The sequence below is a fragment of the Mycobacterium sp. ELW1 genome (assembly GCF_008329905.1).
Lineage (GTDB): Bacteria > Actinomycetota > Actinomycetes > Mycobacteriales > Mycobacteriaceae > Mycobacterium.
In genome coordinates this window covers 999,528-1,014,497 of the sequence record NZ_CP032155.1, presented here as the reverse complement: position 1 = coordinate 1,014,497, position 14,970 = coordinate 999,528, and the positions used below count along the sequence as shown (strand labels likewise).

Genomic DNA, 14,970 nt, shown 5'->3' with positions numbered 1-14,970 from the left:
ATACCACAAGCAAGGGCTGGTGCGGCAATGCCGCACCAGCCCTTCGCTTTTGGGCGGGTCATCATCCCGGCGATATCTGAATCGCCGGACGCCTCAGTTCGGGGGTTCGATGAGTTGCCGGATCGTGTCGCACACCGTCGCGAGTGTGTGCTCGTCCCGGGTCGACAACGTCAACACGAAGGAACCCTGAATGAGAGCGAGCACCACATCGGCGAGGTCCTCGGCCGGACGGTCCTGGCGGACGTCGCCTTTCTTCTGACCGGCCGCGAACAGCGTTGAGAGCCGCGCCTTCCACCCATCGATCTGTCCGGCCAGCTGCGGCCGGAAGACGTCAGAGGTGGCGGCCACCTCCGTGGAGAATTTTCCGGTCAGGCACGCCGTCTGGAAACCTGATTTGACGAAGACCTGCGACATATCCCGGTAGTAGCCGGTCACCTTCTCGGCGGTCGACAGGTCGGTTCTGGCGGCCCACGTCGCGACCAGTTCACCCTGGGACCCCATGTACCGGCTCAAGACGGCTTGGCCGAACGCATCCTTGGAGCCGAAGTGGTGGTAGAACGAGCCCTTCGGCACGCCGGCCTCCGCGAGGACGGCGTCGATCGTGGTTCCGTGGAAGCCGTTTTCATAGAACAACTTCGCGCCAGCGCGAAAGAGCCGCTCCTTGTGCGAGAGCGCCGCTTCCTGCTGCGTCGTCATTCGAACCGCCTTCGAACCATCGATGAACTGGGCTTTCCCCACTATAGGTCGCATCTGACTGCGATTAGACGATGTGGCCTAGACCACATCGTCTAGACCAAACAGACTAGACGATTTAGTCTAGCGCGAGGGGTTGATCGAACGGAGGACCGTCATGGTCGCTATCGGAGCCGGCGGGCTGTCGCCGGGACGCTTCCTGAGCCGCATTGCCGCATGGCTGCGAGCGCCCGCATTCACCGAGCAGGAGCCACCTGGCAAGAAGCCGCATTACCCGCCGCAGCGCGCCAGTTTCGTCGAGCAGGCATCGATGTCACGGGAGATGTACCGCCTCTGACCTGAGCTATGGTTGTGTGCGGTGGCCAGTCGGCTCCGCGGCCAAGCTGTCAACGCGCCGCCTTCGGGAACAGAGGCCCATTGGATGTCGAAAAGCTCTGAGGATCCTCAACTTTCACTGGGCGTGCTCGCTCGGTCGCGCAAGGAGAACGAGCTTCGGCTACCCATCCATCCCTCGCATATCGACAGAATCGACGCCGCGCTGCGAGAGCGGATGTTTCTCGAGCATGGCTTTGGCGAGCACTTCGGCGTCACTGACGAGACTCTGGCCGGGCTGGTCGCCGGGATCAAGCCGCGTGACCAGTTGATCGCGGAGTGTGACGTCATCCTGCTGCCCAAGGTTCAGGCCGAAGACCTCGCCGAGATGAACGTCGGGCAAGTGGTCTGGGGATGGCCACACTGTGTCCAGGACGCTGCGTTGACCCAGGCCGCCATCGACCGGCGGTTGACGATCATCGCGTTCGAGGCGATGAACCATTGGCACGCCGATGGTTCCTTCGCCCTCCACGTATTCCACAAGAACAATGAACTCGCCGGTTATTGCTCCGTCCTGCATGCGATGCAGTTGGCCGGCATCACCGGCAGTTATGGCCGACGGTTGCGGGCGGCGGTGATCGGTTTCGGTGCGACCGCTCGTGGAGCGGTCACCGCGCTCAATGCGCACGGCGTCGACGACGTGCGGGTGCTCACCAACCGCGACGCGGCCGCGGTGGCCTCGCCGATTCACTCCACCCAGATCTTCAAGATGTGGCAGGACCCCGACGACGCCGCGCGCACGTGGGCGGACACCCCCGACGGTCCTGCGCCGGCAGCGACACTGCTGGCCGACAACGACATCGTCGTCAACTGCGTCCTCCAGAATCCCGAGTCGCCGCTGATCTTCGTGACCGCCGACGAACTCGAGGCGTTCGCTCCCGGCAGCCTGATCGTCGACGTCTCCTGTGACACCGGGATGGGCTTCAGCTGGGCCCGGCCGACGTCGTTCACCGACCCGGTCATCACCGTGGGTTCCGGCGTGTACTACTACGCCGTCGACCACAGCCCGTCGTACCTGTGGAATTCGGCGACGTGGGAAATCAGTGAGGCGTTGCTGCCGCACATCTCGACAGTCCTGGCCGGACCGGACGCCTGGGACAGCAGCACGACGATCTCCCGGGCTGTAGAGATTCGCGACGGTGTTGTCCGCAACCCCACCATCTTGTCGTTCCAGCATCGCGCGCAGGACTACCCACACCAGGTGACGACGTAATCCATTGCGGCTCAACGCCAACAGCGCCCCACTTCAGATGGGCGGGCTACCTCAACGGGTTCAGGTTGACGTTGCACGGGTCCGGATCAGCCAGACGTGGTCTCTCGGCTCACTGGATCGACACCAGTTGGTCGAGAGAGTCTCTGGGCAGATCGCCATCGACGATCGCCATGACCTCAAGTCTGTTCAGCGTGATCGCGCCCTTGTGGTTGTCCAGGAACGCAATGTCCGCCGCGTCACGGCCGGTGGCAATCCGCACCAGGGTTTGCCGTGGCGCCAAGAGCGTTCCGTCGACAACCCACCACTGTCCTCTCACGTACGCCTCGGCGACAGCGTGAAAATCCATGGGGTACAGACCCGGCGCGTACACCGAGACCACTCGGGCGGGCACATTGACCGCCCGTAACAGAGCGACGACCAGGTGCGCGAAGTCACGACACACCCCCGCGCCCGCCAGCAATGTGTCCACAGCTCCATCGATCGGGTCGCTGGAGCCAGGCACATAGTTCAGTCTGTTTCCCACCCACGATGCCACGTGCTCCAACAGCGATTCAGAGTCGAGATAGCTACCGAACTCCGTTGCGGCGAAGCCATAGAACTTGTCAGCTTCCGCATACCTGCTGGGGCGCAGGTACTTTGACAAGTCGTAGTCGGTCACCGGGGCCGGGTTGGTTTGGCCGCTGATTGTTGCCTCATAGGCGACCTTCAGGGTTCCCACCGGAACCTCGAGTTTGTGGATTCGGTTGCCGTGCTCACCGCTGATCTCCGCCGCTGCGACGGGGTGCCCGTTCAGGACGAAGGACAACGCCTCGGACACGTCGGCCCCCGGGTGCGGCGCGACGGCGATCTGGAACTCCAGAGTCGTCGCACCGGTGATCTCCACCTCGAGCTGGGCGGCCACCTCACGCTTCATAACGACCATGATGCCCTGCCCGGCCGCTCTGCGCTCATGTCCATCAGAATCTCGATGGAACGACAACCGCAGGCTCTAACCGACCGCCTTCGGAATCCCAAATCTCCTCGGCTGCAATCGTTTCTCGACACCGCGTCATCGCGCCCCGAGCGCCGACATCAGATCGGGCATCGCGACGGTCGCAAATCCGATCGAGGCGTCACCAATTCCGTACGGCAGCATCAAGGTGTCGGCGTGGACGAGTGCGCCACACGAATAGACCACGTTGGGGACGTAACCGTCCTGCTCGTCCGGGGCGGGACTCAGCAGCGGCTCGCGCAGCCGGCCGATCACTTTCGTCGGGTCGTCGAGGTCGAGCAACAGCGCACCCATCCGGTACGTGCGCATCGGGCCGACACCATGGGTGAGCACCAACCAGCCGGCATCGGTCTCGATCGGTGAACCACAGTTGCCCAGTTGCAAGACCTCCCAGGACTCGACCGAGCGCTGGCACGGTCGCGCGTCCGTCCACACAAATGGGTGATCCGAATACGCGATCGAGTTCGACTCGCGATCCGCCCTGGACAACACGGCGTACCGACCGTTGATGCGACGCGGAAACAATGCCGAACCCTTGTTGGCCGCAGCGCGCCCAACCATGGGCTTCGAGGTGAATGACCGGAAGTCGGCCGTCTCCAACAGCTGTTGGCTGATGTGCGATCCGCTGTATGCGGTGTAGGTGGCGTAGAAGGTCACAGAGCCGTCGTCGTTGACGAAGCGCACGAAGCGCGCGTCCTCCATACCGACCGATTCGGCGTCCATCGCAGGCCACAGCACGCGTTCGGAAATCGGCACCTGGTGCGGGAATTCGACAGCGTAGCTCCTGTCCGCGATCGCGCGGCTCTCGGCGATTGTCTCGAGCACACGTCCACGAGTGCTCGAGTGAGACTGCAGTTGGACCAGCCTCTCCTCCAGGTCGCTACGGCTAAAGCACTCACCGAGTGGTTCGAGGACGTAGTTGGCTGCTTCCCCGTCATCATCGAGTCGGTGAAGCTCGCTGCGGAAGACGGCGGCGTCCAAGCCGCCCGCCGACGTCGCGCCGACCGTGGCGAACGCACCCAGAGGGTCGATGCGAGGACATCCCGACGCATCGACCACACCGGTCCGGAACCCGATCGAGGACCGATGGCCTTCACCAATACCGCGGACACTCAACACAATCCGGAGTTCACCCGCGGTCGTCCCGGTCTGGTCGGGGTGCGCAACAATGCTGGGATTGCACAGCGCCGCACCCTCGATCGCGTACTCGCTGGTGAAGGTGGCGCCCAATAACAGCATCCGGGCATCGGACACTCGCGCGTCTGGCCGCAGCCGGTCAGCGAGTTCTCGGGCGTGCCGCCGGAACGTGCCGCCCAGATCGCGATGCCGACTGTCGAACCGGCTGATCACGTCATCCAGTGAGCGCATAACATCGTCTTCACCCAGCGCAAGGATGCGCGCGAGCACCGCACCCGCCCGCGAATCCTGCTGCTCGAATCCTTCCTGGCCAGGCACGAACAGCCGGGTGACGACCCGTGACCTGTCAAGCGTCAGCCGCAGTGGGACACGCTTGGCGAGATCAACTTCCATCGACGTCATCTCTGCAGCAACGATATTCGCCGGCCGTGCTGCATCGTCGAGATCATTGCCAACGTCGACTCAGCGCCTTGATTGAGGTTGACCCCGTCGGCCAGCAGTCCGTCGTATCCACCGCCGGTGGCCGGATCCCACATCAGCTGGCCGGCGTCATTGGCACCGGTGAACCACGACACAGCATTTCGCACACCGTCGTTCCACTGTGCGGCGGCGTCGACGGCAGCGGCGCGAGCGCAGGCGTCGGCCAGCGCTGCGACCTCGATCGGCTGCTGATCGAAAGCCGGTTGGGGGTCGCCCGGGCCCCGCCCCGCGACCGGAGTGGGTGACAGGTGCCCATTGAAGGTTTCGATGTCCAGAAGCCAGGCCAACAGGTCGAGCCCCCGCTGCCACAGTTTCGGTGCCTCCAGCGCCACACCTACGCCAATGATCGCCTCGGCCAGAACCGCATTGGCGTAGCGCAGACGCGGCTCGGGCCACGGCCAGTCAGGATCCCCGTTCGGCTTGGCTATCGAGACCGCGTAATCGGTGACCAGTTTGCGGGCAGCGTGATGATCAGGATGGACCGTGAGAACTTCAACGGCGCCCAAAGCGGCGTATGCCATCGCGCGCGGCCACTTCGAACGTGCTTGCGCCGCGCGCTCGAACTGGACGAGCGCTGATTTGCGCACCCATACGACGTCGCTGTGCGCCACTGCGGTACCGAGGCCCCAGATGCATCTGCCCCAACAGTCGTCCAGGCTCGGGTCGTCCAACCACCTACCGGCAGAATCCATTCGGTTCCGGCAGGCGCCACCGAGGGCTTGGGCGTCATTCAGGAACCGCACGGCAACGCCGGCCAGGCGATTGACCTCACCGGAAGCACCGGGCTCACGGGCGGCGACGACGAGCACGCGGGCCATGTCGTCAGTGCAATAGCCGTGCTCGGGCCGCGGTTCGTCAAAACATGCGTGCTCAAAGGTCCCGCGGTGGTCCGTCATCCGAAAAAGCTGGTCGAACTTCGGAATCAATATCTCGCTCATACGAGTGCCGACCTTCTGGAGCAGAGACGTTGAGCCAGAACCAGATAATCTTTGGCAACCATCGGCCAGGCCATCGTCGGGGCCAACAGGCGCGCTCTTGCCGCCATATGTCCGGCCAACCGGGGCTGCGTCAGCACCGAAAGCAGGGCGGATGTGAGTGCATCCGTATCACCGTGCGGTACGACGATTCCGGTGCCGTCGCCGAGCAATTCGGCCGCATGAGGGAACGCGGTCGCCACGACCGGACGTCCGTTGGCGATAGCGTCAACGAGTACGCCCGAGGTGACTTGTTCGGTGGAGTCGTATGGCAAGACCACCGCCGCAGCTGACTGAATGATCGCGCCAAGCGCCTTGTTGTCCCGGTATACGACATCGAACTTCACCGAGTCCGCGACGCCGCGGCTGTTGGCGCGTTCCCGCAGAGAATCAAGGTAGGCGTTGCCATCCGCGGCGAGAACCTTCGGATGTGTGCGGCCGGCGATCAGATAGACGGGCCGCCCGGGCAGTTCGCTGAGCGTGACCATGGCATCGATGACTCGCTCGATGCCCTTGCCCGGCCCCAGCAGGCCCCAGGTCAAGAGCGTGGGACGACCGGAACGTTTGACATCCGCCCTGGCGGTGACGGTAGCCCCGTGCGGAATCGTGATGATCTTTCGGCTGTCGACTTCGTAACCCAGGCAAAGGCGATCGCGGGCAGCGGTGGTCATCACGACAACCTGATCGGCTTGGGCCACTATCGATTCCAGCACCCAACGTTGTTGCGGCGTAGGCTGTTTGAGCACCGTGTGGGCAACAACGATCGTCGGAACCTGTATCCCACGGATGATGTCGACGACATCTTCGCCGTCAGCTCCGCCGTAGATCCCGTACTCGTGCTGTATGACCACAACGTCAGATCTGTTCAGCAGCTGTACGCCTGCGGACACCGACGCCGGAACACCGTTGATCAACTCCCCGATGACCTGGACGTCGCCGCTTGGCGGTCCATCGGCGATCCGGACCACGTCGACTGCGGCGCCGTTGGCACGAAGCCCGTCGGCCAGCGCTGCGCTGAACGTGGCCAATCCGCACAATGTCGGCGGATATGTGCTCAGAATGCCGACCCGCGGGATGCCGGAAAAGCCTTGGCGGCCAATGGAAATTGGTGTATTGGTTGGAAGAACAGATGGAAAGTTCAAGGTGATCCCGTCTTGCGGTTGTCACCGACGTGCCCGGCATGAGCGAATGCTCGGCGAGTCAGCGGCGGACGGCTGAGTCATTCCGGACTGGCTGAATTCCCAACACCATTTACTCTACACCCCGCGACCAGGCCGTGAGCTACAACGACGGCAGGCGAGAGAATTCGACTGCACAGGACACGTCGCTCACCATGCCGGCGCACCGCCACGATCCTTATCGATTTCCGTTGATAACGAACAGTTTCCAGCCGATTGCCGGATTTGCCGGTCAGGACGTGTGTCGGCACCGATGCGAGTGGGCTCCACGTACGGCAATACTTCGGAACGCCATCACCCATCGGGTCACCTCCACTTGGTGGGCTTCATGGCGGCGGGAAGCTTGTCCTGCTCGTCGTGCCTGTCGGAACAGATGCCGATCGGGCGCCCGCCGTCATGATGACCGCCGCGGCTCCCGGCGGTTAGGCGAGGGTCTGAGCCGTCCACCGATCGGTGGACATCACGGTCAACTGCCAAGATCCACTCGCCGGTGGATACCTGTGGCGCACGCCACAGGCGACGATTGCGTCATGGAAACACCTATCCGCCGGGTCGCCCTCGCCAGCTATGTCGGCTCGGCGATCGAGTACTACGACTTCCTGATCTACGGCACCGCCGCCGCGCTGGTGTTCCCCCACGTGTTCTTCCCGGGTCTGAGTCCACTGATGGCGACGATCGCCTCACTGGGCACATTCGCGGCGGCGTTCCTGTCCCGGCCGATCGGGGCCGCGGTGTTCGGGCACTTCGGCGATCGCATCGGCCGAAAGAACACCTTGGTGTTCACGCTGGTGATCATGGGTGCATCCAGCGTCGGTGTGGGTCTCATACCCAGCACCGCCGTCATCGGCGCGGCCGCGCCGCTGCTCCTGATCAGCATGCGACTGCTGCAAGGCTTCGCGGTCGGCGGCGAGTGGGCCGGCGCCGCGTTGATGAGCGCCGAGCAGGCACCGCAGGGCAAGCGTGGGTACTACTGCATGTTCACCCAGTTGGGTCTGGGCACTGCGCTGGTGTTGGGCAACCTGGTCTTCCTCGGGGTGCACGGCGCCTTCGGCGACGCGGAAACGGCATTCCTGCAATGGGGTTGGCGCATCCCGTTCTTGATCAGCGCAGTGCTGGTGGCGGTCGCGCTCTACATCCGGCTGCACCTCGAGGAGAGCCCGGTGTTCGCCGAGTCGGCGGCCGAGGGCCCCAGCGGGGTTCCGATCGCCGAGGCAATCCGGCAGCAAGGCCGCGAGGTGGTGTTGGCGGCGGGCGCGGTGATGGGCTTATTCATGCTGGCGTTCCAGGTGGGCACCTACTTCCCCAACTACGCCGCGACGCACCTGCACTATGACGAGGACCTGATCCTGCTGGTGGGCGTGGCCGGCGGAGTGTGCTCGCTGGTGTTCGTCGCCGCATCGGCGATCCTGAGCGATACCTACGGCCGTCGCCGCATCCTCGCGCTCGGCGCCGCACTGGCGTTGCCCTGGACGCTGATCTTGTTCCCGCTCATCCAATCCGGCGACCCCGTCCGCTACGGCATCGCCATCATCGGTACCTACGGCATCATCGGAATCATGATGGGCCCCCTGGCCGCATTCATTCCGGAGATCTTCGCGGTCCGCTACCGCTACAGCGGCGCCGGCCTGTCCTACAACGTCGGCGGCATCATCGGCGGCGCGCTGCCCCCGGTGCTCTCCCCCATGCTGCTGTCGTCGTACGGCAGCTGGTCGATCACCGCGATGATGGCCGGCTTCACCGTGGTCAGCCTGGTCAGCGTGCTGCTTCTGACCGAGACGGCCGGACGTGGCTTGGGCATCGCTGAGTCAACCGAGCCCAGTGAACCCGCCGTCGCGCGGCAGCACTTGGCCCACGTGGCGTGCTAACTACCAGCCGACGCCGTCAGGGCGCGGAGGCTTCGACCTTCGCGGCGGCCTCGAGAAGCTGGGCTGACCACAGGGAGCACTCTGCCTCTGCCGCACGAATCACGGCGTCAGCGATATCGCACATAGAGCTGTCGTGCTCGGCGCCAGGATCCATTGCGGCCGCGCGCCGTATCACCAGACGCCCCAGATTCACCGACGTGGAGCTGGGAACCACGAGCAGCCGTGCGCAGCCGGTACGGCCGGAGACAATCATCAGCCGATGCTGGCGGTCGTTCCAGCCGTGCATCGACACCGCCCCCGAGGTCAGCGTCTTCAGAACCGGGGTGCCGGACGACGAGGACCAGTTGATCTTGATATCGATGATTTCACCCAGCACCGGGTGCAGTGCCTCGATCAATTCCGGCAGTTCGCGCGCAAGCGCGAAGGAATGCGGCCACCAGGCGCCGTCGATGTCACCGCCGAGGTTGGGTTTCAGTGTGACGCGCACCGGGCTGGCCAGGCGCCGGCTCCCGGACATGCCGTTCACGAGGACGCCGATTCCGGCGAGTGGGACTCGGTGAGTCCAGAGAAAATCGGGTGCGGGACAGGCACATTGGCCGTCTCATACGCAGCATCCGTCGTCTCGACAGGATGAGAGAAAAGGTCGGAGCTTTCCATCTGGGAAATTCCTCAGGGTTAGAAGAGTCGACCCGCGGACGTAGCCCGAGCCTAACGGTCCCCGCCAATGCAGAACGGATCTTCCTTTGACACTACACCCCGGACCTCTCAGAGCGTCGGTCAATGCCGGATTCGCTGTGCGGCTGGCGTCGCCGGTATCGAACGGTGATCGCCTCGACCGCCCGCCGATCACGTGAAATATCCTGCGGGACAGGAAAATTTGCCGGTCAAGAACGCACGAACTTGCCTTGTCGGACCCCGTTTCGGGGATTCGGGCGTAGAGTCCAAGGGACCGGGACGCCATCGGCCCCCTATTGAAGGCCAACGATGTCCGACAAGTCCCGCGACCCCCTATTGAAGGGCCAACGATGTCCGACAAGTCCCCGCGACAGGGTATGTCCAAGAAATCCGGCAAGTCCCTGAAAGAGAAACGGGCCGACAAGCGCTCCAAGTCCGACGGCCCGCAGAGTCAAACCGTGGCGAACGCCAAGACCCGCTGAGCCCCATACCGACGACGCGCGGCAATAGCATCGGATAGTCCTCGCGGACAGCACTTTTCGCGACTGCCGGCTAACCTGCTCCGGCAGACGATGCCCGGCTACGCCATCGGCATTTTCGACACCGGCGTCGCCGGCACCACGCTGTTGCACCGTCCCAGGCGGTGCTGCTCGATATCGGCCGCGAACGCGCGCAGCGCGCTGCGGACCATACGCCCGGTCCCGTCGGGGTGCCGACACGCTCCTCGGCCGTCCACAAGCCGGGTGATACGCCGAATCTCTTTGACCAGATGGTCACTGGCGCGCCCGTAGGCCAACTCGTCGATCAATTCGGACAGCCGCGGCAGGCCGTTGCGGCAGGGACCGCACTGGCGTGCACTCTCGTCGGCGAGGTAACCGGCGATCTCGGCGGTGCGAACCAGGCCGCACTCGGTCATAGCCAGGGCGTGGACGATTCCGGCGCCCGGCGATGCACCCAGCGCTTTCAAGCCGGTGCGCGAGAGCCGCATTCCGGCGAAAGTATCTGATGGAAGCCAGCTTCCGTGGTAGCCACCGATGAGAACCGCCGACACCGCTCGGGTGTCGATCAGGTCCGTGACCGGCACACCCGTCGGGACCTCGACGACGCCTTCACCGTCCAGCGCGCCCGAGAGGGTGACGAGCATGGTGCCCGGGTCGTCCGGGTCGCCGACGGAGCGGAACCAGTCGGCCCCGTGACGGGCGATCAACGCCATGTGCGCCAACGTCTCGACGTTGTTGACGAGGGTGGGGCGCTTTCGCACACCTGAGACCGCGACGGGGACGGTGCGGTCTCGCGGCAGCGCCGGTCCGCCCTCGATGTGCCGAATCGCAGCGGATTCCTCGCCCGCGACGAAGGTGTCGGGAGCCTGCACCACCGTTACGTCGACACGGTTGGAGTCGAACCCGGCCGCTCGTCGCTCGTCGAGGGCCGCGCGCACGGATGCCACGGCATCGGCGTGGACGTACAGGTAGCCGGTGTGGGCGCCGACCGCGCGGGCGGCGATGTGCAGGCCGTCGATCACCAGGTGCGGCGCCCGGGTCAGCAGCAGCGCGTCCTTGCGGCTCAACGGTTCTCCCTCGGCACCGTTGGCGACCACCACGGGGTCTCGGCCGGTGACCGCGGCGAGTTTGCGTCCGGTCGGGAACCCCGCGCCGCCCCGCCCCGACAGCCCGGCGTCGTTGAGACGTGAAATGAGTTGACTGTCAGAGATTTTCGGGACATCACCGAAGCAGTCGACGTGCTCGGCGAGACTCGGCCCGGCGGCGGCCAGCAGCCGCGGTGCGCTAGGCATCGGCGTACTCACTGAAGTTCGCGCGCAGCCGCCAGATCAGCGCCGCTGCCACCACGACCGAGCAGCCGCCTGCGATCGCGAGGAACCACACCCGTCCGGTATCGGTGCCGTTGCCCAGCGCATGAGCCATCGAGACCGGCCATAACGAGTAGGTCGCCCAATGCACCATCCGGAAGGCTCGCGGACCGATGCGGTGGCGCAGCAGGCCGGTGATCACCACGACGGCGAGAACGTCGACGGCGACGGTGCCCAGCCCCTGCCACAGCGGCCGGTAGGCGCCGAGGAACGGCACTACGACGTCGATGAGTTTCAACTTGGCGTAGGGGTCGAGGAACAGCAGCACGATGTGCAGCGCCACCAGCAGCGTCGACGACAGTGCGGCGAAGCGATGGACATCGGCAACGGCGAACCTGGGCAGCACCCCCAGCAGTGGGCGTCCGGATCGGGCCGCGATGCCCAAGGCCACCGACACGGTCATGAATACCAGCGCCACGATGCCGTTGCCACGGCCCAGCGCCCACAGAGCCTCGTCGGTCATGACCCACGTGACACGGTGACGTGCGGGGAGAAGCTGTTGCCGCCCGACGTGCCCCCGCCACCGGCCGGGACGTGACTCTGCCGGATCGGGAACGAGGGCTGCGACTTCGCGCTCGGCGCCGGTGCCGGTGCCGGCGCCGGTTGCTGAACTGTCGCCTTCGGGGTGTAGGCCGGCTTCTCGGTGTAGGTCGGCTGCGGTGTGTACGTCTCCGCAGGCGCCGGCGCGGTCGTCGACTCCGGGCTCGGCGGCGCAGGTGTGTCCGGTGCGGGAATCGGCGCCGGGGGTGGTTCGACGGCGGGAGGTGGCGGTGGCAGTTCCGCGGCCGGGTCGGTGGCCACGGCGTCAACGGCCGGAAGCTCGGCAACGGCTGGCTTGACGGTGTCGCCGTATGCCAACGCGGATGCGCCGGCCACTCCGGCGATGCCGATGCCGGCCAACGCCCACGAGGTCACGGCGGCCCGGCGGAATCCGGAACGAGGTGAGTCCATGCGCTGATGGTGCCGATCGAATCTTTATGGGCTCAAAGAACTGGCAACCGCCGGCGTGGGCGTGGTGACGGCGGTCCGGCCGCTGGTGACGAAAGACCTCGTGGCCCTGGTCCAGAGTCGTGACATTCTGGAGCTGTGAGCACTTGGGACGACAGCGCCGATAGCGGCGAATACAGCGTCGAAGACGATAACCAGCTCCAAGCCGAGGACACGTTGGTCGATCGCGGCGTCGACGACATCCTCGACGAGGGCATTTCCCCTCCGGAGCGGCCGGTTGCCCGCACGAATCTCGACCACCCCGGCCCGGAGACTCTGGACGAGCTGCTGGCCGAGGAGGAACCCGACCCGGTGTCCCGGCTGAACAATGTGCTCGACGAGCTGGACGGCGCTGACGGTGACGAGTCCGACTATCCGGAGGATGACGAGGTCGGTCGCGCGCGATCGGGCCGGCTGGTAGCTCCCGATGCGGGCTTCGGCGAGGACGACGAGTCCGAACTCGTCGCCGAGGACGTCGGCATCGACGGCGGGGCGGCCTCCGCGGAGGAAGCCGCCATGCACGTCATCGAGGACGAGGACTAGGACTGAGCGCGCTATCCCGCTAGCGCACGGCAGCATTGATCGACGGCTTGTCGATCATTCCCTTCTCGACACCCCAGATCGTGGCGATGGTGCGGTACTCCCCGGTCTCGATCAGGTGCTGCAGCGCCCGGCGCAGCGGCTCGGCGAGACCGGAATCCTTGGCCACCGGCCAGCCGTAGGGCGCGGAGTCGAACACCGCGCCGGCGGCCTCGAGTTGTCCGCCGCTGGTTTTGATCGTGAACCCGGTGACGGGCGAATCGGCCGACATCGCATCGACTTCACCGGCCATCAGCGCGGTGTTGAGATCATCCTGACGGGTGTAGATGACCTTCTTGATCGCGGGCTTGCCGGCAGCCACGCATGCCTTGCTCTTGGCAGGCAACTCCTCGGACTCCTGCAGCGACGGGTAGGCCACCCCGACCCTGAGGCCGCAGGCGTTGTCGGGGTCGATCGCGGCCCCGGGCCGCTGCGCCCACAGGGTGCCGGCCCGGAAGTAGGTGACGAAATCGGCTGCGGCTTCGCGTTCCTTGGTGTCGGTGAACGACGACATGCCGAGGTCGAAATCGCCAGCGCGCACCGACGGGATGATGGCCTCGAACGCGGTCTCGCGATATTCCGGTGTCAGCCCGAGCGTGCGGGCGACGGCATTCATCAGATCGACGTCGAACCCGACCACTTTACCGTCGGCGTCGATGAATTCGTTTGGCGCATAAGGGATGTTCACGCCGACGACAAGCCGGCCCGAGTCCCGGATCTTGGCCGGCACCATCGCCGCGATGGACGGCACCGCGCCGTCGGCCTGCGGTAGCGGTTGCGAGCTGGATGCGGTGCCCGCCAGACTCGTTGCGCCGGCAGACCGATTGTCCGATCCCTGCCATTGCCAGGCACCCACACCCGCGGCGGCCACCAGTACGACGGCTGCTCCGATGGCGGCGAACGCGCGTCGGCGGTGTGGCCGCGGCTCTGCGGCCAGGACGTGCCGCCCGGAACTCCCGGCTTTGCGAACCCGTGCGGTCAGGGCCTGGCGCGCGGCAGCGGCCAGTTCCCCGGCGCTGGCGTACCGCTGCGCGGCTTTCTTGGCCATGCCCTTGGCGATGACATCGTCGAACGCGGCCAGCTTGGGATTCTTCTCGGACGGTCGCGGGGCCGGCGTGGTCATGTGCCCGGCGATCTGCTGTTCCAAGCTGTCATCCGGGTACGGCCGGTCGCCGGTGAGGCATTCGTAGAGGACGCACGCCAGGGCGTAGACATCGGAGCGGTGATCGGCCTGACTGCCGCTGAACCGCTCCGGGGCCATGTACGCCAGCGTGCCCAGCGTGCTGCCGGCCGTCGTCAGCCCTGCCTCGCTGGCGGTGCGGGCCAGCCCGAAGTCGATCAGGTAGGCGAAGTCGCGACCGGTGATCAGAATGTTGGACGGCTTGACGTCGCGGTGGATCAGGCCGGCGGCGTGGGCGGCGTCCAGGGCCGCGGCGACCTGCTCGGTGATGCTGACCGCGAGCGCAGGTTCCAACGGCTTGCCGGTGTCGGACAGGATCGATCCCAGCGTGCGGCCCTCGATCAGCCGCATGTCCAGGTACAACCGACCGTCGATCTCGCCGTAGCCGTGTATCGGCACGACGTGCGGTTCGTTGAGGGCGGCGGCGGCCTGGGCCTCCCGCCTGAATCGTTGCTGGAAGGTCTCGTCCTCGGCCAGCCGGTGCGGCAGTACCTTGAGGGCGACCACCCGATCGGTCTTGGTGTCGAAGGCCCGGTAAACCTCACCCATACCGCCGCGACCTATCAGCTCCTGCAGCTGATAGTGCCCAAATGGTGTCGCCTCCACCATCTACTCCTTGGCAGCTCCCCCGACCGTCGATTGAAGCTACATCACCTTTGCCAGGGACGCCGCCAGTCGGCGAGACGAAACAGAGGGGTCACATTTGCCTGCGAGCCTGCGCCTACCTGGGCCTTGGCACGGTACGGTCATAGGGGCTGACCCACCAGCCTCACGGAAAC

Annotated in this window: 15 protein-coding genes; 5 read left to right on the top strand and 10 right to left on the bottom strand. The window is 65.4% G+C overall.

What is annotated here, in order from left to right:
• Positions 1 to 93: 93 nt before the first annotated feature.
• Positions 94 to 696, bottom strand: coding sequence for a TetR/AcrR family transcriptional regulator (locus D3H54_RS04605; protein WP_149378066.1), 603 nt, complete (start codon positions 694 to 696; stop codon positions 94 to 96).
• Between the two features lie 154 nt (positions 697 to 850).
• On the opposite strand from D3H54_RS04605, the gene D3H54_RS04600 reads away from it, so the two are divergent.
• Both D3H54_RS04600 and D3H54_RS04595 read left to right on the top strand, forming a co-directional pair.
• Positions 851 to 1,030, top strand: coding sequence for a hypothetical protein (locus D3H54_RS04600; protein WP_149378065.1), 180 nt, complete (start codon positions 851 to 853; stop codon positions 1,028 to 1,030).
• Between the two features lie 84 nt (positions 1,031 to 1,114).
• Positions 1,115 to 2,278, top strand: a complete 1,164-nt coding sequence (locus D3H54_RS04595; protein WP_149378064.1) for a N(5)-(carboxyethyl)ornithine synthase — start codon at positions 1,115 to 1,117, stop codon at positions 2,276 to 2,278.
• 109 nt (positions 2,279 to 2,387) lie between these two features.
• On the opposite strand, the gene D3H54_RS04590 is transcribed toward D3H54_RS04595, so the two are convergent.
• The 4 genes from D3H54_RS04590 to D3H54_RS04575 all read right to left on the bottom strand — a co-directional run bounded on the left by D3H54_RS04590 (position 2,388) and on the right by D3H54_RS04575 (position 7,002).
• Positions 2,388 to 3,191 (bottom strand): transglutaminase-like domain-containing protein, encoded by an 804-nt coding sequence (locus tag D3H54_RS04590; RefSeq protein WP_149378063.1) that lies wholly within the window; start codon positions 3,189 to 3,191, stop codon positions 2,388 to 2,390.
• Positions 3,192 to 3,326: 135 nt separating this feature from the next.
• Positions 3,327 to 4,808 carry a glycoside hydrolase family 130 protein gene (locus tag D3H54_RS04585; RefSeq protein WP_149378062.1) on the bottom strand — a complete coding sequence of 494 codons (1,482 nt, stop codon included), beginning with the start codon at positions 4,806 to 4,808 and terminating at the stop codon, positions 3,327 to 3,329.
• Positions 4,805 to 5,824: a glycosyltransferase gene (locus D3H54_RS04580; protein WP_149378061.1), complete on the bottom strand. Its 1,020-nt coding sequence runs from the start codon at positions 5,822 to 5,824 to the stop codon at positions 4,805 to 4,807. Before D3H54_RS04580 ends, D3H54_RS04585 begins: the two co-directional genes overlap by 4 nt.
• Positions 5,821 to 7,002 carry a glycosyltransferase gene (locus D3H54_RS04575; RefSeq protein ID WP_432246485.1) on the bottom strand — a complete coding sequence of 394 codons (1,182 nt, stop codon included), beginning with the start codon at positions 7,000 to 7,002 and terminating at the stop codon, positions 5,821 to 5,823. Before D3H54_RS04575 ends, D3H54_RS04580 begins: the two co-directional genes overlap by 4 nt.
• A gap of 566 nt (positions 7,003 to 7,568) precedes the next feature.
• On the opposite strand from D3H54_RS04575, the gene D3H54_RS04570 reads away from it, so the two are divergent.
• Positions 7,569 to 8,903, top strand: coding sequence for an MFS transporter (locus D3H54_RS04570; RefSeq protein WP_149378060.1), 1,335 nt, complete (start codon positions 7,569 to 7,571; stop codon positions 8,901 to 8,903).
• A gap of 16 nt (positions 8,904 to 8,919) precedes the next feature.
• On the opposite strand, the gene D3H54_RS04565 is transcribed toward D3H54_RS04570, so the two are convergent.
• Positions 8,920 to 9,420, bottom strand: a complete 501-nt coding sequence (locus tag D3H54_RS04565; RefSeq protein WP_286199251.1) for a DUF5994 family protein — start codon at positions 9,418 to 9,420, stop codon at positions 8,920 to 8,922.
• Between the two features lie 508 nt (positions 9,421 to 9,928).
• Here D3H54_RS04565 and D3H54_RS31625 point away from each other — a divergent pair.
• Complete coding sequence (locus tag D3H54_RS31625) at positions 9,929 to 10,060, top strand: hypothetical protein (protein WP_286199106.1); 132 nt, start codon at positions 9,929 to 9,931, stop codon at positions 10,058 to 10,060.
• A gap of 98 nt (positions 10,061 to 10,158) precedes the next feature.
• On the opposite strand, the gene D3H54_RS04560 is transcribed toward D3H54_RS31625, so the two are convergent.
• From D3H54_RS04560 to D3H54_RS04550, 3 genes are read right to left on the bottom strand one after another with little or no spacing between them, the layout of a single operon-like run.
• Complete coding sequence (locus D3H54_RS04560; protein ID WP_149378058.1) at positions 10,159 to 11,370, bottom strand: NADH-ubiquinone oxidoreductase-F iron-sulfur binding region domain-containing protein; 1,212 nt, start codon at positions 11,368 to 11,370, stop codon at positions 10,159 to 10,161.
• Positions 11,363 to 11,908: a ferric reductase-like transmembrane domain-containing protein gene (locus D3H54_RS04555; protein ID WP_149378057.1), complete on the bottom strand. Its 546-nt coding sequence runs from the start codon at positions 11,906 to 11,908 to the stop codon at positions 11,363 to 11,365. Before D3H54_RS04555 ends, D3H54_RS04560 begins: the two co-directional genes overlap by 8 nt.
• Positions 11,905 to 12,396, bottom strand: a complete 492-nt coding sequence (locus tag D3H54_RS04550; protein WP_149378056.1) for a hypothetical protein — start codon at positions 12,394 to 12,396, stop codon at positions 11,905 to 11,907. Before D3H54_RS04550 ends, D3H54_RS04555 begins: the two co-directional genes overlap by 4 nt.
• A gap of 135 nt (positions 12,397 to 12,531) precedes the next feature.
• On the opposite strand from D3H54_RS04550, the gene D3H54_RS04545 reads away from it, so the two are divergent.
• Positions 12,532 to 12,975 (top strand): DUF5709 domain-containing protein, encoded by a 444-nt coding sequence (locus D3H54_RS04545; protein ID WP_149378055.1) that lies wholly within the window; start codon positions 12,532 to 12,534, stop codon positions 12,973 to 12,975.
• A 19-nt stretch (positions 12,976 to 12,994) separates the two neighbouring features.
• Here the strand turns inward: D3H54_RS04545 and stpK7 are convergent, their stop codons facing one another.
• A complete protein-coding gene (stpK7, locus tag D3H54_RS04540; protein ID WP_149378054.1) occupies positions 12,995 to 14,797 on the bottom strand; it encodes a serine/threonine protein kinase StpK7 in 1,803 nt (600 codons plus the stop codon).
• Positions 14,798 to 14,970: the final 173 nt, after the last annotated feature.